The sequence below is a fragment of the Streptomyces albus subsp. albus genome, from assembly GCF_000719865.1.
GTDB classification, from domain to species: Bacteria; Actinomycetota; Actinomycetes; order Streptomycetales; family Streptomycetaceae; genus Streptomyces; species Streptomyces albus_E.
Map to the genome: position 1 here is coordinate 45,058 of NZ_JOID01000011.1, position 21,412 is coordinate 66,469.

The window sequence follows — 21,412 nt, forward strand, 5'->3', positions numbered from 1 at the left end:
GACGCCACGGCCATGAGTAGTCACCAGGTGCAACTCCTCTTCATCGATCTCGGGCTGATTCTCTTTCTGGCGAGAGGGCTCGGTCACCTTGCGGCCCGGATCAACCAGCCCCCCGTGGTCGGCGAGATCGTCGCGGGTGTTCTTCTGGGACCCACTCTCTTCGACGGGGCGATCTCCGGACTGCTCTTCCCCGACGACATCCGCCCGCTGCTCACGGGCATGGCGAATGTCGGCGTGGCCCTGTTCATGTTCGCCGTCGGCCTGGAGCTGGAGGGCTCCACCCTGCGGGGCAGGAGCCGGATCACCGGTGGCGCGGTCCTCGGCTCCACCGCGGTGCCGTTCCTGCTGGGTGTCGGTCTCGCCTTCTATCTGCTGCGCACCCATGAGACCGGCAACACCGCGGTCTTCGTCGTGTTCATCGGGCTCTCGGTCTCGGTGACGGCGTTCCCCGTGCTGGCCAGGATTCTCACCGACCGGGGTATCGGCAAGACCGCGGTCGGCGGGATCGCACTCGCCACAGCGGCATCGGTGGACGTCGTCGCCTGGAGTGTCCTCGCGGGGGTCCAGGCGACGGCGGGCGGTGGTGGCGAGCACTGGCGGACGATGCTCGCCTTCCCGTACCTCATCGTGATGATGTACGTCGTGCGGCCGGTGCTGCGCGCCCTGTTCGTCAGGGACGGCAAGGCGGTCGCCTTCGCTCCGTGGCACTTCGCCCTGGTGCTCATCGGCGTGTTGCTGTCGGCGACGGCGACCGAGGCGATGGGCATGCACTTCATCTTCGGCGCCTTCCTGTTCGGCACGGTCGTCCCCCGGGAGAAGACCCTCGCCCTGCGGACCGAGATCCATGACCACACGGCACAGGTCACCTCGGTGCTGCTGCCCGTCTACTTCGTGGTGGCCGGTCTCAAGGTGGATCTCGGCTCCCTGCGGGGTGGCGACTTCATCGAGCTGGGCGTGATCCTGCTCGTCGCGGTCGCCGGCAAGTTCGGCGGGACCTATCTCGGGGCCCGCAGCCAGGGACTGCCCCCGCGGCCGTCCGCGGCTCTCGGGGTGCTGATGAACACCCGGGGCCTGACCGAACTGGTCATCCTCGGAGTCGGTCTCCAGCTCGGCCTGCTCGACGCCGGTCTGTACTCCCTGGTCGTCGTGATGGCCGTGGTCACCACGGCCATGACCGGTCCGCTGCTGACGCTCATCTACCGCACACCCGTGGAGGTCCCCCGGGTTCCGGAAACCGCGAACCCGGAACCCGTGACCTCTTCCCGGACCTAGGAAGGGAGGAACGAACATGCGGCTGGTCGGACTCGACCGGGAACTGTCCGAGCTCTCGGAGCTGTTCCAGGCCTGCGTTCACGGCGCGGGCGGCGGCGCGGCGGTGATCGGCGGTGCGACGGGCTGCGGCAAGACGGAGCTGCTCACCGCCCTGAAAGGCGAGGCATGGGACCGGGGCTTCCTGGTCCTGGACGCGGTGGGTTCGTGGCCGGAACGCCGGTCGCCGGGGAGCGTCCTGAGACAGCTTCTCCGGTCGGCCGGCGCTCCGCCGGGAGCCGCCTCGCTCCTTGACGACCTGCACGGCGGGTGCGAAGCGTCCGGGGAGGACACGGGCGACCTGCCGCGGACGCTCGACGCGGCCACCACCGACATCCTGCACCGGCTGTGCGCCGAGGTGATCCGTGCGGCGGAGGAGGTCCCCGTACTGCTGTGCGTGGACGACGTCCAGTTCACCGATCCCCTGTCGCTGCACTGGCTGCTCCACCTGATCCGCCAGTTGCGCCGGGCCCGGGTGGTCCTCGCGCTCACCGAATGCCCGCTGTCACGTCCGGCCCATCCCCAACTGCACGCCGAACTACTGCGCCAGCCCAACTACCGCGGTCTGACGCTGAGTACGCTGTCGCCCGCCGGGGTCACGGCGCTGCTCGCGGCGCACCGGGGCACCGCCCCGGACCCGGACTTCGCCGAGCGGTGCCACCGGGTCAGCGGCGGAAACCCGCTGCTGGTCCGGGCCCTGCTGGAGGACTCCCGCTACGCCTCCGACCCGAGCACGGTGGTCGTCGGGGACACCTACGGCGACACCCTCCTGAGCTGCCTGCACCGCGGACAACCCGCTCTGCTGCGCCTCGCCCGGGCGCTGGCCGCACTCGACGGGGACATCCACGCCCCCGGCCATCTCGCGCGGCTCACCGGCCTGGAGCCGGCCGTCGTCGTCCGCGGCGCCCGGGCGCTGGAGTCCGCGGGGCTCCTGGACGGCATCCGGCTGCGGCACCCGGTGGCCGCCCAGGCCGTGCTGGAGGGGCTGAGCGCGGCGGAGCGGAGCGCGTTGCACCGCGAGGCGGCCCTGATGTGCTACGAGGAAGGTGTCGCCGCCACCCGTACCGCCCGCCACCTGCGCAACTGTGCCCCTGAGGGCGGATCACTGCCGTGGGCGGTGCCCTTGCTGCGCGAGGCGGCGGAGCGCCATCTGAACGGCAACCGGGTGGCCGAGGCCCACTCCTGCCTGGAGGCGGCCCTGCGCTTCGGGGGCGACGACGGCGAACGGGTCGGCCTGCGCGCCCTGCTGGCCTCCACCTCCTGGATGCTCAACCCGTCGATCAGCACTCCCCATCTCGGTGAACTGGCCATTGCCCTCAGCGACGGCCGGCTGTCCGCCCGGCACACGCTGATGCTGGCCAAGTACCTGTTGTGGCACGGCCGCTTCGACGAGGCGGTGCGCGCCGTCGCCCAGATGGACGACCGGGACGAGCGCGCCGACCCCGAGTACGCGGCCGAGGTGCGCGCCACCTGGGAACTGCTCTCCGTCACCTATCCGGTGGTGCTGGCCCCCACCCGGGGCGAGCCGGCGCACGACGACCCGCGCTCGCTGAGCGCCATGGCGCTGTCGCGGGTACTCGGACAGGGGCCCTCCGAGGGCGCCGTGGCCGACGCCGAGACCGCGCTGCGCGCCATGCGGCTCGGCAAGCACACCCAGGAGTGGCTGATGTGCGCGGTGGCGGCGCTGTCGTTCGGCGACCGGCCGGAGAGCGCCGCCCGCTGGTGCGACCACTGGCTGGAGGAGGCGCGGGCCCGCAAGGTCCCCCTGTGGGTGGCCGAGTTCGCGTCCCTCCGCGCGGGCATCGCGCTGCGGTTGGGCGACCTGACCGGCGCCCGGGCACTGGCGGAGACCGCGCTCGCCCAAGTGCCCGCGGACAGCTGGGGCGTCTGTATCGGCGGCCCGCTGGCCAATCTGATCCAGGCGGCGACCGACACCCGGGACTTCGCGGCCGCCGCCGAATACGTGGCGCAGCCGGTGCCCGACGGCATGTTCTCCAGCCGGTTCGGGCTCTACTACCTGCACGCCAGGGGCTGCTTCCAGCTGGAGACCGGACGCCCGTACGCCGCTCTCGACGACTTCACACGGTGCGGCGAGCTGATGACGAGCTGGGGGTTCGACCAGCCGACCCTGCTGCCCTGGCGCAGCAGCGCGGCCCGCGCCCATCTCGCCCTCTCGGATGTGCGGGCGGCCCGGGCGCTCGCGGACGAGCAGGCCGTGCTCGCGGGCGGGGAACCGTCCCGCGCGCGCGGGATCTCGCTGCGCGTGTGCGCCGCCACCCGGGAACCGGGCGACCGGACCGCTCTGCTGGAAGAAGCCGTGACGAACCTCCGTTCCTGCGGTGACCGGTTCCAGCTGTCGGGCGCGCTGGGCGAGCTGGGCCGCGCGTACGCCGTCGCCGGTCACACCTCCCGGGCCCGGCTCGCGCTGGACGAGTCCAAGCGCCTGGAGCGGGAGTGCGGCGCCGGGGCGTCCTCGCACGGGCCCCCGGCCTGGAGCCCCGTGTCCGCGGAGGGCGAGCGGGCGCTCGGCCGGCTGAGCGGCGCGGAACGGCGGGTCGTCGCCCTCGCCGCGCAGGGCCGGACCAACAAGGAGATCGCCGACACGCTGACCGTCACGGTGAGCACGGTCGAACAACACCTCACGAAGGCCTTCCGGAAACTCGGTGTCCGGACCCGTAGGGAACTGCCGAGAAAGCACTTCCCGGAAGCGGCAGCGAGATGAGCAGGCACCCCGCATATCGGAGAGAGACAGGTGAGCGACTTGCCGCGCAAGGACTCGAAGAAAACGACGAGCGATCAGTACGACGTGGCGATTCTCGGCAGTGGAATGGCCGGCGGCATGCTGGGCGCGGTACTCGCCCGCAACGGCGTCAAGGTTCTGCTGCTCGACGCGGGTACGCACCCGCGATTCGCGGTTGGTGAATCGACGATCCCGTACACCTCGGGCATGACCCGGCTGATCGCCGACCGGTACAAGGTTCCCGAGCTGGAGGCACTGTCCAGCTTCAAGGGGATCCGCAAGGAAGTGTCCCGGAACTGCGGCCAGAAGCAGAACTTCGGCTTCGTCTATCACCGCGAGGGCCGGCCGCAGAACCCCGAGGAGGTCAACCAGCTGGTGGTCCCGTCGCTCCTCAGGACCGAGACACACCTGTTCCGCCAGGACATCGACGCCTACCTCTTCCACTTGGCGGTGAAGTACGGCGCGGTTCCCCAACTGGCCACCCGCATCGCGGACATCGAGATCGACCCGGATTCCGGCGCGGTGCTGCGCACCGAGGCCGGCAAGGAGTTCCGCGCGAGCTACGTCATCGACGGCAGCGGCTTCCGCTCCCCGCTGGCGGAGAAGTTCGGCCTGCGGGAGACGCCCACCCGGGCGCGCACTCACTCGCGCAGCCTCTTCACCCACATGGTAGGGGTCCGCCCGTACGACGAGTCGCCGAACGGCCGGAAGCACAAGCAGCCGAATCCGTGGCACAACGGCACGCTGCACCACGTGTTCGACGGCGGCTGGCTGTGGGTCATCCCGTTCGACAATCACGAGGACTCCCTCAACCCGCTGTGCAGTGTCGGCCTGACGTTCGACCCGCGGGTCTTCCCCAAGGGCCAGGCCACTCCGGAGCAGGAGTTCGACGACTTCCTGAAGCGGTTCCCGGAGATAGCCTGGCAGTTCCAGGGAGCCAAGGCCGTCCGGCCGTGGGTGTCCACCGGCCGGCTCCAGTACTCGGCCAAGCAGGTCGTGGGGGAGCGGTTCTGCCTCACCTCGCACGCGGCGGGATTCATCGACGCGCTCTACTCGCGCGGTCTGACCAACACCATGGAGCTGGTCAACGCTCTCGGATGGCGGCTGATCGCCGCTTCCCGCGACGGTGACTGGTCGCTGGAGCGGTTCTCGTACCTGGAGAGCCTCCAGCAGGGTCTCTTCGACTTCCACGACGACCTCGTCTACAGCTCGTTCGTGGGCTTCCGCGACTACGAGCTGTGGAACGCGGTCAACCGGACCTGGATGCTCGGCACCATGCTCGGCAACGTGATGCTCGAGGACGCCTACTACCGGTTCGACACCACCGGCGACGCCCAGGTCTTCCTCGACCTCGAACGGAGCGAGCACCCCGGTTCACCGCTGCCGGTGAGCGCCGGATTCAATGAGATGGGAACGATGACCCGGAAGCTCTGCGAATCCGTGGAGGACGGGAAAACGACGCCGGGAGATGCGGCCAAGCGCATTCTTCGGCATATTGAGCAGGCCGATTTCATCTCCCCGTCGTTCCGGCTGGGGAACGAGAGCACCCGCTGCTTCGCGATGAGTCCGGGCAAGATGGCGGTAAATGCCGTCTGGTCGCGCCGCGAGGCGCCGCCCGAGATCGGCCGGCGCATGATCAACGCCAGTAAGGGGCTGGTCAGGACGCGCCTCCGGGACTTCAAGTGACCCCAGACCGCCTCTAGGGGTTCTCCGTGGTGAACACCCCTGACAGGTCAGGGGTGTTCACCACTTCCAGGCTGATATAAATTCATCTGGATTGCTTCGGAATTCCGATTCTCAACAAGAGGGCGGGCAATGGACGCACATTCAGAGTTCGAGGACCCGGGGAAACTCGTCGCCATTGTTGGTATGGCTGGAAAATTTCCGGGGGCGCCCGATGTCGACAGCCTGTGGAATCTGATGATGGAAGGCGGGGACGGTATAGGCCCCGTCCCCGCCGACCGCTGGGACAGCACGGCGCAGCTCGACCCCGAGAAGGAGATCCAGGCGGTCGGCGGCTTTCTGGACGGCGTCGACCGCTTCGACGCCGGCTTCTTCGGCATCTCGCCCCGTGAGGCCGAGGCCATCGACCCGCAGCAGCGTCTGATGCTCGAAGTGGGCTGGCGGGCCATCGAGGACGCCGGCCAGCGGGCCGGCTCCCTCGCGGGCACCCGCACCGGTGTGTACGTGGGCGCCTCCTGGCACGACTACGAGCTCCTGCGCAAGGAGCGCGAGGCCCAGCCCACCCCGCACAGCCTCGTCGGCAACGCGCTCGACGTGATCGCCGCCCGTCTCTCGTACTTCCTCAAGGTCCGGGGCCCCAGCATGACCGTGGAGACCGGCTGCTCCTCCTCGCTCGTGGCCCTGCACCTCGCCTCCCAGGCCCTGCGCGAGGGGGAGATCGAGGCCGCGGTCGTCGGCGGCACCAACCTCATGCTCGATCCGCACGTGACCGTGGGACTCACCCACTTCGGAGGGCTCTCACCGGACGGACGGTGCAAGGCGTTCGCCGCCTCGGCCAACGGATTCGTACGCGGTGAGGGCGTCGCCGCCCTCTACGTGAAGACCCTGGAGCGCGCCCTGGCCGACGGCGACCGCGTCCACGGGGTGGTCGTCAACACGGTGGTGAACAACGACGGCGGCGGCGACAGCCTGGTGACCCCCAGCCCTCAGGGCCAGGAGGACCTGCTGCGCCGCGCCTACGGCGGCGGAGCCGTGCCGCAGGGCGCTCCCGCGTACATCGAGGCACACGGCACCGGCACCGGGCGTGGCGACCCGGTCGAGGCCACCACCATCGGGCGGGTCCTCGGCGGGGGACGGGCCGCCGACCCGTTGCTCATCGGCTCGGTGAAGACGAACATCGGGCATCTCGAGGCCAGCGCGGGCCTGGCGGGCCTCATCAAGATCCTGCTCGCGCTGAAGCACCGCGTGGTGCCCCCCAGCCTGCACTCCGCCGAACTCAACCCGGCCATCCCCTTCGACGACATCAACCTGCGGGTGGTGCGCGAGCCGACCCCCCTGCCGGAGACCGGCCCCCTCTACCTCGGGGTCAACTCCTTCGGCTGGGGCGGCACCAACGCCCATGTGGTCGTCACGGACCCGCCCGTGACGGCCGGGGACGACGCCCCGCGGCTCCGCCCGGCGACCGGGCTGCCCGCCCTCGTACCCCTGTCGGCGAAGGACGCGCCCGCCCTCGGACTGCGCGCCGCGGAACTGGCGCCCCTGGTGCCGGACGCAGCCGGGGAGGTCGCCGCCCAGGCCGGTGCCCTCGCCTGGCGCCGCGACCACTTCCCCGTCCGCGCGGCCCTCGTGGCGCAGGACACCCCGGCGGAGCTTCGTACCGGCCTGCTCGCCCTCGCCGCCGCGCCGGACGCCGAACCCGCGACGCCCGGTCTGGTGGCCGGTACCGCGGTGGCCCCCGGCGGCACCGCGTTCGTCTTCCCCGGACAGGGCTCCCAGTGGAGCGGCATGGGGGTCGAACTCTTCCGGGACAGCCCGCTGTTCGCCTCCGTCGTCACCCGCTGTGCCGAGGCACTGCGCCCGCACACCGACTGGAACCTGCTGGACATCTTCTCCGGGGACGCCGACGAGGAATGGACGAACCGCATCGACATGCTCCAGCCCACGCTCTGGGCGATGTCCCTCGGCCTCGCCGAGCTCTGGCGCGCCTCGGGCGTCGAGCCGGACGTCGTCCTGGGCCACAGCCAGGGCGAGATCACCGCGGCGACGCTCGCCGGAGTCCTCTCGTACGAGGACGCCGCCCTGGTCATGGCCCGGCGCAGCGCCATCGCCCGCCGTGCCTCCGGGCACGGGCGGATGCTCGCCGTGGACCTGGACCGGGAGGCCGCGCTGGCCGCGCTGGAGGGTTTCGAGGACAGCGTCTCCCTCGCGGTGCACAACGGCCCCAGCTCCTGCGTGCTCTCCGGTGAGAAGGAGGCCGTGCTGATGCTCAAGGAGCTCCTCGACGCCGAGGGCACCTACTGCCGGCTGGTCAACGTCGACTACGCGTCGCACAGCCCGCAGATGGACCCGCTGCGCGAGGACCTGATGGCCGCCCTGGAACCGGTCCGCCCGCGCGACGCGGCGATCGGCCTGATGTCGACCGTGCGGCGGCGCCGCCTGGACGGGCCCGAGATGGACGGCGCCTACTGGGTGGAGAACCTCAGGAATCCCGTGCAGTTCGCCGATGCCATGGGCGCGCTGCTCGACGAGGGCATCACCCACGTCGTGGAGATCAGCCCGCACCCCGTCCTCGCCCCGGCCGTCGAGCAGCTGGTGGCCGGCCGGGCCCGCCGGGCAGCGGTCCTGACCACCATGCGCCGCCACCACGGCGGCACCGCGGACGTCGCCGGCGCCCTGGCCCGCGGCTACGTCGCCGGTCTCGAACCGTTCGGCCACCTGCCCCGGACCGCGTACCCCGGGGTGCCCGGATACCCGCTGCGGCAGGACCGCTACTGGACCGCCGAACGCCCCCGGGGCTCCGGCGCCGCCCGTGGTTTCGACACCGCGCTCCTCCCCGCCCCCGGGGAGGAGGACGTCCGGCACGGGGCCCTGGAGCTGTCCCTCGGCAACCCGTCCTGGCTGGAGGACCACCAGGTGCACGGCACCCCCGTGGTGCCCGGCGCCGGCATCCTCGCCGTGGCCGTCAACACGGCACAGGCGCTGCCCGGCCCCGCCGTCCGGCGCCTGGAGAAGATCCGCTTCCGCAAGGAGGTGGCGGTGACCGAGGACATCACCCGCCTCACCGCCGAGTGGCGCGGCGGATCCGCCGGCGGCGCCTTCCGGCTGCTGTCGCTGGCCGAGGGCGGCACCGGCTGGGAGGACAACGCCACCGCCCGCGCCGGCCACCGCGCGTCGCCGCTCCCCGCCCCCGGCTTCCCCGACTGGCACACCGGCCACGACCCGGCGGACGCCGAGGGCTTCTACCGCACCTGGGCGGCACGCGGCCTCGAGTACGGACCCGCCTTCCGCGGCATCCGCACCCTGTACGCGGACCCGGCGGGCGGGCAGGCCCTGGCCGAAGTCGTGCTCGCCGACCGGCTGCGCGCCGGCAACCGCGGGCGCGCGCTGCACCCCGCCCTGTGGGACGGGGCGCTCCAGGTGTCCCTCGCACTCTGCGACGCCTACGCGCCGGGAACGGCCCTGGTGCCCACGGCCGTCGAGCGCGTCGAACTGCTGGACGCCCCCGACGAACCCGTCACCCGGGTTTGGTCGCACGCCGTCCGGCGGGCCGAAGGGCTCTTCGACGTCCAGATCTTCGACGGCGGGCACCGGCCGCTGCTGGTGATGGAGGGAATGGAGCTGTCGCCGCTGCCGGGCGCGGGCTCCGGCGCGGACTCCGACGCCGAGCGCCTGCACCGCATCGAGTGGACCGATCTCACCGCCCCCCGCGACGAGGCCGCGGGGGCCGGCCACTGGCTCGTCTGCGGAGCGGACGGTGCGGACGGCGGGGACGGCGGGGACGGCGGGGACGGCGGGGACGGCGGGGGCGCCGCGGCCGGCCGGCTGGCCCGCGCACTGGCCGCCGCCGGCGCCCGGGTGACGCGCACCGCCGTGGACGGGACGCCCGACCCGGCGGATCTCCCCGAGCGGGTGGTGTTCGCCGCCCCGGACGCCGAAGCCGGACTCGAAGCCCAGCGCCGGGCCCTCACCCTGCTCGCCGGACTCGCCGGCGCCTGTTCCGACCTGCCCGTACCACCGCAGCTGGCCGTGGTGACCACCCGGGCGCAGGCGGCCGTGCCCGGCGACGCCCCCGACCCGGGAGCCGCGCTCTTCTGGGGATTCACCCGCGTCCTGCGGCGCGAGCACCCGGAGCTGCTCGCCCGGCTCGTCGACATCGACCCCGCGGAGAGCGGCGGACCGGCCGAGTGGGCCGCCGAACTCCTCGGCGACGGTGCCGAGGACCAAGTGGTACTGCGCGCCGGCCGGCGCCTCGCGGCGCGCCTCACCCGCGGCGTCCCGGACGGGGAATCCGCCCTCGCACTGCCCGCCCCGCGCTCGGCACGACAGCCGTTCCGGGCCGCCGTCCGCCGGCCCGGTGCGGGGCAGCCGGTCGAGTACCTGCCGCTCGCCCGGCGCTCGCCCGGCCCCGGAGAGATCGAGATCGAGATCACCGCGGTCGCCATGGACCACGGCGACGCGCTCCGGGCCTTCGGCGCGCTGCCGCCCGGCACCGGCATGATGCCGCTGGGCTCGGGGTGCGCCGGCCGCGTCGTCGCGGTCGGCCCGGACGTCACCGTCGTGGCGCCCGGCGACCGGGTGGCGGCCTGCGCCGCCGGTGCCCTCGCCAGCCACGTCACCGTGCGCGCGGACCACGCCGCGCTCGTTCCCGACGGTCTCGGCGACGCCGAGGCGGCCGCGTTGCCGCTTCCGATGGCCGCGGCCTGGTACGCGCTGTCCGACCTCGGCCGGCTGGAGGCGGGGGAGACGGTGCTTGTCGACCTTCCGCCGGGCGTCGCGGCCCGTGCCGCCGTCGAGCAGGTCTCCCGCGTCCTGGGCGCCCGGATCGTCACCACGGCCGCCGGCGGTGACACCGGCTCCGGCTTCGACGCCGTCGTGGACCCCACGGAGCCCGGATGGGCGGACGCGGTGCGCTCCGCGACCGGCGGCCGCGGTGTGGACCTGATCCTCGCCTCACCCGCCGGGCAGCCCGGCGACGGACGGCTGGACGCCCTGGCACCCGGCGGCCGGTACATCGCGTTCGGCGGAAACGGCAGCCGCGCCCTCGGCGCGGAGGCGTTCAGCAGGGGAGTCGCCCTGTCCACGGTCGCGCTGCCCGGTTTGCTCGAACACCGGGGCCGCCGGTTCGCGTCCGCCCTCCGGGCCGCCTGGGAACTGATCGTGGGCGGCAAGCTGGAGCCGCTCCCGGTCCGCACCCGCGCCATGGCCGACGTGGCGGACGCCCTCCGCGAGACCGCCGACAGCGGCGCCCGGGGGCTGCGTACGGTCCTGGTCGACGCGTCCTCGGTCGACGGAGTGACGCCGCTTCCGATGCCCGGCGGCCGGTTCCGCGCCGACGGCAGCTATCTGGTGACGGGCGGCCTCGGCGCCCTCGGGCTGAGCCTGGCCGCGTTCCTCGCGGAGCACGGCGCCGGGTCGCTCGTCCTGCTCGGGCGTTCCGGGCCCACGCCCGCCGCGGCCGCCCGGATCGAGGCCCTGCGTGCCGCGGGCACCGCGGTCCGCACGGTGCGGTGCGACATCGCCGACGCGGAGGCCGTGCGCGCGGTTCTGGCGGCGGTGCGGGACGAACTGCCGCCGCTGCGCGGCGTGGTGCACGCCGCGGGTCTGCTCGACGACTCGACCGTGCGCAACCTGACCGCGGAGCAGGTGGAGCGCGTCCTCGCGCCGAAGACGGCGGGCGCCCGCAACCTCGACGCGGCGACCGCGGAGGACCCGCTGGACTTCTTCGTCCTCTTCTCGTCCGCGGCAGCCCTGGTCGGCAACGCCGGGCAGGCCGCCTACGCCGCCGCCAACGCCTACCTCGATGTCTTCGCCGAGGCACGGCGCCGCCGGGGCCTGACCGCGCTCAGCGTGCAGTGGGGCCCGTTCACCGAGGTCGGCCTCGCCGCGAGCGACGAGCAGCGGGGAGCCCGCCTGGAGGAGCGCGGCATGGGCGGCTTCGGCCCCGACGAGGCGTGGGCCGCGCTCGTACGGATGCTGGAGCGGGACGAGCCGGTGACCGGATACGTGCCCATTCACCTGCGCCAGTGGTTCGACGCCTATCCCGACACCGCGGCGCTCGGCAGCTGGGAACGGCTGCACGCCGCCGCACAGGACGGCGGCGCCACCGCGGCCGGCGGCGACTTCCTGGAACAGCTGCTGGCCGCTCCGCCCGAGGACCGGCCGGCCGCTGCCGAGGAGGAGGTCCGCAGGCTCGCGGGCCGCGTCCTGCGGCTCGACGCCGGACAGGTCTCCGGCGAGACCCCGTTCAAACAGCTCGGCCTGGACTCCCTGATGGGCCTGGAACTGCGCAACCGGCTGGAGGCCTCGTTCGGGCTGAAGCTCTCGCCGACTCTCCTGTGGTCCTACGGGACGCCGAGGGCGCTGGCCGACGCCCTCTGCGAGCGGCTCCCCGGCTCTCCCGACTCCGGCTGACCCCGGCTGCGCGCCCGCCCCGGCCCTTCCCCCACGACATTTTGTCGTTCGACCGCGAGGAATACCGACCCATGGAAGAGACCCCCGTACCCGACGGAAGCCGGCAGACCCCGCTCACCCGCGCGCTCGCCACGATCCGCACGCTGCGGCAGCGGATCGAGGAACAGGAGGGCAGCGGGCCCGTCGCCGTGGTGGGCGTCGGCCTGAGGCTGCCCGGCGGCATCGACGACCTCGACGGTTACTGGGACGCGCTGGCGGCCGGGCGCGACCTGGTCCGCCCGATGCCGGAGCACCGCAAGGAGCCGTTCGCCGCCGAGTGGGAGAAGCTGCCCCAGCGCGGCGGGTTCCTGGACGAGGTCCTGGGCTTCGACGCCGCCTTCTTCGGCATCAGCCCCCGCGAGGCACGCCACCTCGACCCCCAGCAGAGGCTCCTGCTCGAAGTCGCCTGGGAAGCCGTGGAGAACGCCGGCCTGCCCGCCGACCGGCTCTCCGGCACCCAGACCGGGATGTATCTCGGCATCATGTGGCAGGACTACCGCGACTGGCTCGCGGGTGAGCCCGACGCCTACTGGACGACCGGCAACGGCCACAACTTCGCGGCCGGCCGCGTGGCACACGCCCTCGGCCTCAACGGGCCGGCGATGGCCGTGGACACGGCCTGCTCGTCCTCGCTGGTCGCCGTCCACCTGGCGGCCCAGGCCCTGCGCCGGGGGGACTGCGACGTGGCGCTCGCCGCGGGCACCAACCTCATCCTGTCGCCCCGGTCCATGCGCCTGGTGCAGGAGACCCGGTCCCTGGCACCGGACGGTCTCTGCAAGGCGTTCGACGCCCGCGCCAACGGCTTCGTCCGCGGCGAGGGCTGCGGTGTCGTGGTGCTGAAGCGCCTGGACCACGCCGTGCGCGACGGGGACCGGGTGCACGCCGTGATCCACGGCACCGCCGTCAACCAGGACGGCCGCTCGGGCGGTTTCACCGCACCCAACGTGCTGTCCCAGGTGTCGCTCATCGAGAAGGCGCTCGCCGACTCGGGGCTGCGGCCCTCGGACATCGGCTACGTCGAAACGCACGGCACCGGGACCGCGCTCGGCGACCCCATCGAAATGGAGGCCCTGGCCACGGCCCTCGGCCGCGCCAACGGCGGCGCCCCGCTCGCCGTCGGTGCCGCGAAGAGCAACTTCGGGCACCTGGAGGCGGCCGCCGGCGTCGCCGGTCTGGTCAAGGCCCTGCTCTGCCTGCGGCACCGCAAGGCTCCGCCGGTCGTTCACTTCCGGACGCTCAATCCCAGGGTCGATCTCTCGGGCACCGGGATGACCGTGCCGGGCGAGCTCACCGACTGGGCCCCCGGCAGCGGGAAGTACGCCGGCGTCAGCTCCTTCGGCATGAGCGGCACCAACGCGCACGTCGTCCTCGGCCCGCCCGGGAGCGCCGGCCGGGACGGGAGCCACGAGGCGGACGGCACCGGCGCCGACGGGTTCGAGATCTCCGCGAAGACGCCCGAAGCGCTGCGCGCCCTCGCCGGACGGTACGCCGGCCGAGTGGAGGCGCTCGGCCCGGACTCCTACGCCGCCTTCGCCTACACCGCCGGCGCCGGACGGACCCGGCACGAGTTCCGCGCCCGCCTCGCCTGCCGCGGCCCCGAGGAGGCCGCCCGCGCCCTGCGGGCACTGGCGGCCGGTGAGCCGAGTGCCGAGGTGACGCTCGCCGAGGGAGCGGCTCCGGCCGCCGAACCGTTCCCCGGCCCGCTGCCCCGCCGCGTGATCGACCTGCCGGCCTATCCCTGGCAGCGGGTGCGCCACGCCCCCGAGGCCCTGCCCGCCGCGTCGCCGGCACCGTCCGCCGGGCAGGAGGACGAAGCCGTGCCCACGGCCGCCGGAGCCGCTTCCGGCGTACCGGCGAGCGCCCTGCCGGCGGCGCACCGGACGGTGTGGCAGCCGGCGGAGCCCTCCGGCCCGGCGGCCGGCACCTCCCTGATCTTCGCGGGTGACGACCGGGAACTCCTGGAGCGGCTCGTCCGCGAAGCGGCTGCCCGGGGCGTGCGGGGGACCCTGCTCACTCCCGCGCCCCCGGGCCCGGCCGACGGCTGGACCACGGCGGACCTGCCCGCCGGCGACCAGGCGTGGGAACGGTTCTGGGCGGCCCGCGAGGACCGCGGACAGGCAGCCCTGCTGCTGGTCATGAAGGGCGGCCGGCCGCCCGCCGGTCCGGACGCCGGGGACGACGGCACCGCGGGACCGTCCGCCGGCCCTCTGGCGGACGGCGCGGCGCTCTGCGCGGCCGTCAGCGCCGCCGCCCGGAGCGCGGGAGAGAACTCCCGTTCCTTCGTGGTCACCCGGGCCGCGGTCCGCACGGCGGCGGAGGACCGCACCCGGTACACGGGCGACGGGCTGCTGCACGGGCTCGCCCCCGTGCTGGGGCTGGAACTCGGCACGGCCTGGGGCGGGATCGTCGACCTGCCCCCCGAGCCCGGGGGCGACGACATCCGCGCCCTGCTGGACTTCGTGGCCGGCCAGTGCGCGCCGGCCACGCCCGGTACCGAGGATCTCGCCGCGGTACGCGACGGCGGGGTCCTGGTCGCCCGGCTGGCCGAGGCCGATGGCGGCGGCGCCGGACTGACGGTCCGGGGGGACGCGACGTACGTGGTCACCGGCGGGCTGGGCGCCGTCGGGAGGGAACTCACCGGAGAACTGGTGCGCCGCGGCGCCCGGCACCTGCTGCTCATCGGCCGCCGCCCGGAGGACGAACTGGGCCCCGAGGCCAAGGCTTTCCTGGAGAGCCTGGCCCGGAGCACCGACCGCACCGTCTACCGGGACGGCGGCTGCGACACGCGGCAGACGCTGGAGAGCGCCTGCGGGGCGCTGGCGGACATGCCGCCGGTGCGCGGCGTGCTCCACGCCGCCGGGACGCTGCGCCGGACCCCGCTCGGGGAGACGGGAGCCGAGGAGTTCCGGGCGGCGCTGAGCGGCAAGGCCACCGGCGCCTGGTGGCTGCACGAGGCGAGCCGGGACTGGCCGCTGGACTTCTTCGTCCTGACGTCCTCGGTCTCCGCGCTGTGGGGGACCGAGGGCTGCGCGGCCTACTCGGCCGCCAACGGTGCCCTCGACGCCCTCGCGTCGCACCGCAGGTCCCTCGGGCTCCCCGCGGTGAGCATCGCCTACGGCCCCTGGGCCCTGGCCGGCGAGGGCATGGCCGACGCCGGACTGCGCGAACGGTCCGCGCGGATGGGAGTCGGCGCCCTGGACGCCGGCCGCGGCAGGGCCGCCCTGACCGCCGAGGCACCCGGAGCGGACGGCCGGCTCGTGGCCTGTCCGCTGGATCTGCCCCGGCTGCGCGAGGTGATGACGGGGCTCCGGCCACGCGCCCTCTTCGGGAGCCACGACACCGGGGCCGCCGCGCCGGACCCCGGTGCCCGCTCCTTCCTGGACGGACTGGCGCCGGGCGAGCGTCCGGCCGCGGCACGGGCCGAGGTGACCCGCCTGCTCGCCGCCCAGCTCGGCCACGCCGAGAGCGGCGCCGTACGGGAGGACGTGGGCTTCTTCGACCTCGGTCTCGACTCCATCATGGCGGTGGACCTGACCGCCCGGCTCTCCGAGGTGTTCGGCACGGACGTCCAGGTCGCGGACGTCTTCGATCACCCCACGGTGGCCGAACTGGCCGATTTCCTGTTGTCCGGGTCCGCCGCCGCGTCGTCACCGGGCGGACGGCCCGGTCCGGGGGCGGCCCCACCGGGTGTCCCGGGCCCGGCCGCGCGGAACTCCGCGGACCCGGAGGGCCGGGGATCCGGGCCGGCCTCCGGCGGAACCGGCACCGCCGGTGAACCCGTCGCGATCGTCGGCATGGCCGGGCGCTTCCCCGGCGCCGGCTCCGTCGAGGAACTGTGGGAGCTTCTCCGTGACGGCCGCGACGGCGTCACCACGGTGCCCGCCGAACGCTGGGACACGGCCGCCATCCCCCCCGGCACGGTCACCACCGACCAGGGCGGCTTCCTGGACGGCATCGACCGGTTCGACGCCGGCTTCTTCTCCGTACCGGCGCGCGAGGCCGAGAACCTCGACCCCCAGCAGCGCCTTCTGCTCGAATCGGCTTGGCACGCGATGGAGAACGGCGGCATCGACCCGACCTCGCTGCGCGACTCCCGCACGGCGGTCTTCGTCGGCATCAGCTACGGCGACTACGCGCGGCTGCTGGCGCAGGACGGCCCGGAAGGAGTCGACGCCTACTACAGCACCGGCACCGCGCTCAACGCGGCGGCCGGCCGCATCGCCTACACCCTCGGGCTGAGGGGGCCGGCCGTCGCGGTGGACACGGCCTGCTCCTCCTCGCTCGTGGCGCTGCACCTGGCCGTCGGCTCCCTGCGGTCGGGGGAGAGCGACGCGGTGCTGGCCGGCGGGGTGAACGTCATGCTCGACCCGGCCTCCTGGGCGGCGGTCAGCCAGGCGCACATGCTGTCGCCCGACGGCCGCTGCCGCACCTTCTCGGCGGACGCGAACGGCTTCGTCCGCTCCGAGGGCTGTGGTGTCGTCGTCCTCAAGCGCCTCTCCGACGCCCGTCGCGACGGCGACCGGGTGCTCGCCGTCATCCGCGGCAGCGCCGTGAACCAGGACGGTGCCTCCTCCGGGCTGACCGCACCGAGCGGCCGGGCCCAGGAGAGCATGCTGGAGGCGGCGCTGGCCCAGGCCGGAGTCGCCGGCTCCGACATCTCCTATCTGGAGGCCCACGGCACCGGTACCGCGCTCGGCGACCCCGTCGAACTCGGCGCCGCCTGGCGGGCGCTGGGACCGGGCAGAGAACCGGGCCGGCCGCTGTACGTCGGGTCGGTGAAGAGCAACATCGGCCACTGCGAGTCCGCGGCGGGCATGGCGGCGCTCTTCAAGACGGTGCTCGCGCTCCAGCACGACGTGATCCCGGCCAACCTCCACTTCCGGGAGCCGAACCCGCATGTCGACTGGCCCGGCATGAACCTGCGCGTGGTGGACACCGCCACGGCCTGGCGGCGCGGCGACGGGCCGCGGGTGGCCGGCATCTCCGGATTCGGCTTCACCGGCACGAACGCGCACCTCGTCATCGGTGACGCCCCGGCCGCCGCCACCGCCGGAAACGGGGCCGCCGTCCCGGCCGGGCCCGTGACGGACGAAGGGGCCCGGACGAAGCCGGCCGCACGCCTCATCCCGCTGTCCGCGCCGGACCCGGACGGCCTGGAGCGTCTGACGGAGGCCTGGGCCGGGAGGCTGGAGCACGCCACCGAACAGGACCTCGACGCGCTCGCCGCCACGGCCGGTGCAGGCCGTGCCCACTTCCCGTACCGGCGCGCCCTGCTGGGCACGACCGCGGAACAGCTCTCCGCCCGGCTGGACACCCCCGCGACGGCCGCCGCCCGTCCGCCGCGCATCGCCTTCCTCTTCTCCGGCCAGGGCAGCCAGTACTTCGGTATGGGCCGCGACCTGTACGAGAACGAGCCCGTGTTCCGGGAGACGTTCGACACCTGCGACCGCATCCTGACGCCGGTGCTCGGCGCGTCTCTCGCGGATCTCCTGTACTACGGCGACGACCGGGCCGCAGTCGACGAGACCCGGGTGACCCAGCCCGCCCTCGTCACCCTGGAGACGGCTCTGGTCGCTCTGTGGGAATCGTGGGGCGTCCGGCCGGCCGTCGTCATGGGCCACAGCGTCGGGGAGATCACGGCCGCCATGACGGCCGGGGTGATGGACCTCTCCACCGGGCTGGAGCTGATCGCCCACCGCGCCCGGCTCATGCAGGGCACCGAACGCGGCGCGATGCTCGCCGTGGTGGCCACCGAGGAGGACGTCAAGGGCTGGACGGAGGGCACCGGACTGGACATCGCGGCGGTCAACGGTCCCGAATCCGTCGTCGTGTCGGGCGCGCCCGACGCGGTCGACGCCCTCGCCGCACGGCTGAAGGAGCGGGGCGTGCGCGCCCGCAGGCTCAGCGTGTCGCACGCCTTCCACTCGCGGCTGCTGGATCCCGCGCTGGCGGAGTTCGACACGGTCCTCGCCCCGCTGGAATTCGGCGAGCCCGTCCTGCCCATCGTCTCCAACGTCACGGGCGCCCTCGCCGCCCCCGGTGAGTACGACGCCGGATACTGGCGCCGGCACGCCCGCCGGCCTGTGCGTTTCCACGACGGCGCGGGCCGGCTCGGCTCCCTCGGGGTCGACATCTGCCTGGAGATCGGGCCGGACCGCACCCTCGTCAACCTCGTCAGGGGCGCGGGGCTCGACGAGACCCCCGAGCTCGCCTCGTCACTGCGCCGGGGGACCGGGGACCGCGCCGCGCTCCTCGCCGCCGCGCGGGTGATGTACCTGGGCGGCCAGGACATCGACTGGAAACGGGTGACACCGCGCCGGACCCACCCGGGAGCCGGCGCACCGCGCTATCCCTTCGCCCGGACGCGGTACTGGACCGGGGCCGGCCGGAAGGCAGCGGCCGCCGGCGCCGTCCGGCCGGGGCCCCGGGGCCCTGCCTGGGGGACCGAGCTCCGCTCGCCCGCCCTGGGCGGCCGGGTCTGGGCCACCGAGCGCAGCACCGAGTACCCGGCGCACCTCACCGACCACCGCCTCTTCGGCACGGTGTCCGTGCCCGGTGCCTCCCAGACGGCCACCGTGCTCTCCGCCCTGGGCGCCGGCGGCACTCCCGTGCTGCTGGAGGACCTCCACTTCCCGCGTGCCCTGGTGCTGCGGGAGGGGGAGCGCTACGAGCTCCAGATCGTCGAGGAGACACGCGACCGGCAGACCCGCGTCGTCGGCGTCCACAGCCTGCTCGACAGCGAGCGAGGGCGCTGGCAGGAACATCTGGCGGCCAGGGTCGTGGCCGCGGAGCCCGGTGCGGACACGGGGCGGCCCGCCGGCCCGCCACCCGACCCGGCGGCGTTCATCGGGACCGCCGGCCGGCACCTGTCCGGAGAGGCCTTCTACACGCACCTGCGGTCGCTCGGATACCACCTCGGGCCGTCGTTCCGGTGGATCGGCGACGTGTACATCCGCGGAGACGAGGCGCTCATCCGTTACGTCGAGCCCGCGGAGATGAACGAGTCCCCGGACGGCTACGAGATCCACCCGGGCCTGCTCGACTCGTGTCTCCAGAGCGCCGTGGCGTTCGCCGTCACCGGTGATCCCGTGTCGGAGGAGGACGGGCTGGCCATTCCCTTCGCCATCGCCCGGCTGTCCTTCCCCCGTCGCCCGGTCCCCGGGCGGGAACTCTGGGGCCACGTCCGCGCGGTGCGCGAGGACGGACCGGACGACGGGCTTCTCCAGGTGAAGTCGGCCGACCTGCGCCTGTTCGACAGCGGTGGCGCCACGGTGCTCGCGGTGGACGACTTCCGGTTCCGCCGCGCCCCGCGCGCCCTGCTCCAGCGTTCGCTGCGCGAGAGCGCACTCCACACGTACGCCCTCGCCTGGACGGCGCAGAAGCCGGCCACGGCCACCGGGACCGGTCCCGTGACGCGGCGGCGGATCGCCCTGCTGGGGGCCGCCACCGAGGTGGGACGGGCGGTGCGCGACGCCTGCGCGGCGTACGGGCACGAGGTGGAGCCCGTGACGGACGGAGAGGCCGGCACGCCGGGCGCCGACCTCGTGCTGGACGCCCGGTTCGCGGCGGGCCCGGACGGTCCCGCGGGGCCGGCGGACGCCCTTGCCGCCGTCCGGGAGCTGACCGGCACGCTGCACGCGGCGGACCGGAGCGTTCCGTACGCGGTGCTGGGCGGCACCGGCGAGGGGGCCGCGGAGGGCGGGGCCGGAGCGCCGGTCCGCGAGGCACTGTGGGGGCTGCTCACCTCCCTGGAGGCGGAGCAGAGCGACCGGCGGCTGCTCCGGATCGGGCTCGCCGCAGGGTGGGACCCCGCCGTGCTGGCCGGTGCCCTGACCCGGTCGCTCGACGAGGGGGTACCCGAACCGCGGCTCACCATCGGCCCGGACGAGGTGCGGGTCGCCCGGCTGGTCCCGTACGACGGGGAGGCCGGCCACGATCCCTCCGCGGGCGCCGTACCGTCCGCGGCGGGCGGCGCGGCGCTGATCACCGGCGGCCTCGGCGCACTCGGCCTCAGCACGGCCGGATTCCTCGCCCGGAGCGGGTTCACCGACGTCACCCTCATGGCCCGCTCGGCGCCGGACGCCACCGCCCGGGCCGTCATCGACGACCTGACGGCCCGCGGCGTACGGACGACCGTCGTGAACGGTGACGTCACCGATCCCGGGGCGTGCCGGGAGGCGGTCGCACGGGCAGGGGAGCACGTGCCGCTCCGGGTGGTGCTGCACCTGGCCGGCGTCAACGACGACCAGGCGTTCGACCGTCTGGGTGCCGACTCCTTCGACACCGTGTTCGCCGCCAAGGCGCGGGGCGCGGCGAACCTCGTGGAGGCCCTCGCGGACCACGAGCTGGACGCGCTCGTGTTCTTCTCGTCCGCGTCCGCCGTCCTCGGTTCCGCCGGCCAGACCAACTACGCCGCCGCCAACGGATACCTGGACGGCCTGGCCATGACCCTGCGGGCGGCGGGCACCCCGGCCACCAGCGTCAACTGGGGCCCGTGGGCCCCGGAGTCCAGGGGCGGCATGGCGGCCTCGGCCGCCGTCGAACGCGCCATGGAGCGACGCGGCCTGCGTTCCCTCGCCGACCAGGAGGCGGAGGAGGTGCTGCGCGCGGTCCTGTCGGGCACCCCCACGGGCCGGCTGGTCGCCGTGGCCATGGACCGTGACGGGTACGCACAGCAGCTCGCGGGCCATCCCCGCGCCGCTCTCGTCCGCGCCCTCGCCACCCGTCCGGCACGCGGCACCGGGGCGGGACCCACTCGCGGGTGGCTGGCGGAACAGCTCACCGGGCTCGGCCGGGACGAACTCGGGGAACAACTCCGCCGGGCGGTGCGGACGGTGGCCGGCGAGGTCCTGGGCGATCCGGCCGCGATCGCCGACGATCTGGGGTTCACCGAGACGGGGCTTGACTCGATCATGGTGATCGACCTGCGGACGAGACTGTCCCACGACCTCGGCGCGGACCTGCCCGCCACGGTCGCGCTCGACCACCCCACCGTCGAACAGCTGGCGGCCCATATCGCCGGCCTTGTCTTCCCGGCGGGGGCGGACGACTCCCCGGCGGAGGCGGACGGCCCCTCCGGAGCGCCCGCCGGACCGGCACACCGGGAGACACCGGCCGGCGCCGCGGCCCCGGGACGGGCCGGCACCGGTACGCCCCTGGAGGACCTGTCGTTCGAGGAACTCGTCCAAGCCGTGCAGGCAGATGTGGTGACAGAGAAATGAGGGCGGAAGC

General features: G+C 74.0%; 5 protein-coding genes. All 5 read left to right on the forward strand.

Annotation, left to right across the window (positions count from 1 at the left end; all coding sequences use genetic code 11):
• Positions 1-12: 12 nt before the first annotated feature.
• The 5 genes from IF83_RS0112990 to IF83_RS0113010 all read left to right on the forward strand — a co-directional run bounded on the left by IF83_RS0112990 (position 13) and on the right by IF83_RS0113010 (position 21,402).
• Positions 13-1,272: a cation:proton antiporter domain-containing protein gene (locus IF83_RS0112990; protein ID WP_030544294.1), complete on the forward strand. Its 1,260-nt coding sequence runs from the start codon at positions 13-15 to the stop codon at positions 1,270-1,272.
• Between the two features lie 16 nt (positions 1,273-1,288).
• Positions 1,289-4,030: an AAA family ATPase gene (locus IF83_RS0112995; protein ID WP_030544295.1), complete on the forward strand. Its 2,742-nt coding sequence runs from the start codon at positions 1,289-1,291 to the stop codon at positions 4,028-4,030.
• A gap of 30 nt (positions 4,031-4,060) precedes the next feature.
• Entirely contained in the window at positions 4,061-5,734 is a 1,674-nt protein-coding gene (locus IF83_RS0113000; RefSeq protein ID WP_244177045.1) for an NAD(P)/FAD-dependent oxidoreductase, read from the forward strand.
• Positions 5,735-5,863: 129 nt separating this feature from the next.
• Entirely contained in the window at positions 5,864-12,142 is a 6,279-nt protein-coding gene (locus tag IF83_RS0113005) for a type I polyketide synthase (protein WP_030544297.1), read from the forward strand.
• Positions 12,143-12,213: 71 nt separating this feature from the next.
• Complete coding sequence (locus tag IF83_RS0113010) at positions 12,214-21,402, forward strand: type I polyketide synthase (protein WP_030544298.1); 9,189 nt, start codon at positions 12,214-12,216, stop codon at positions 21,400-21,402.
• The last annotated feature ends 10 nt before the right edge of the window (positions 21,403-21,412 follow it).

Bases quoted from the DNA above. Each gene is read 5' to 3' on its own strand.
- IF83_RS0112990 (WP_030544294.1), top strand. From the start codon at position 13: ATGAGTAGTCACCAGGTGCAACTCCTCTTCATCGATCTCGGGCTGATT.
- IF83_RS0113010 (WP_030544298.1), top strand. From the start codon at position 12,214: ATGGAAGAGACCCCCGTACCCGACGGAAGCCGGCAGACCCCGCTCACC.
- IF83_RS0113005 (WP_030544297.1), top strand. From the start codon at position 5,864: ATGGACGCACATTCAGAGTTCGAGGACCCGGGGAAACTCGTCGCCATT.
- IF83_RS0112995 (WP_030544295.1), top strand. From the start codon at position 1,289: ATGCGGCTGGTCGGACTCGACCGGGAACTGTCCGAGCTCTCGGAGCTG.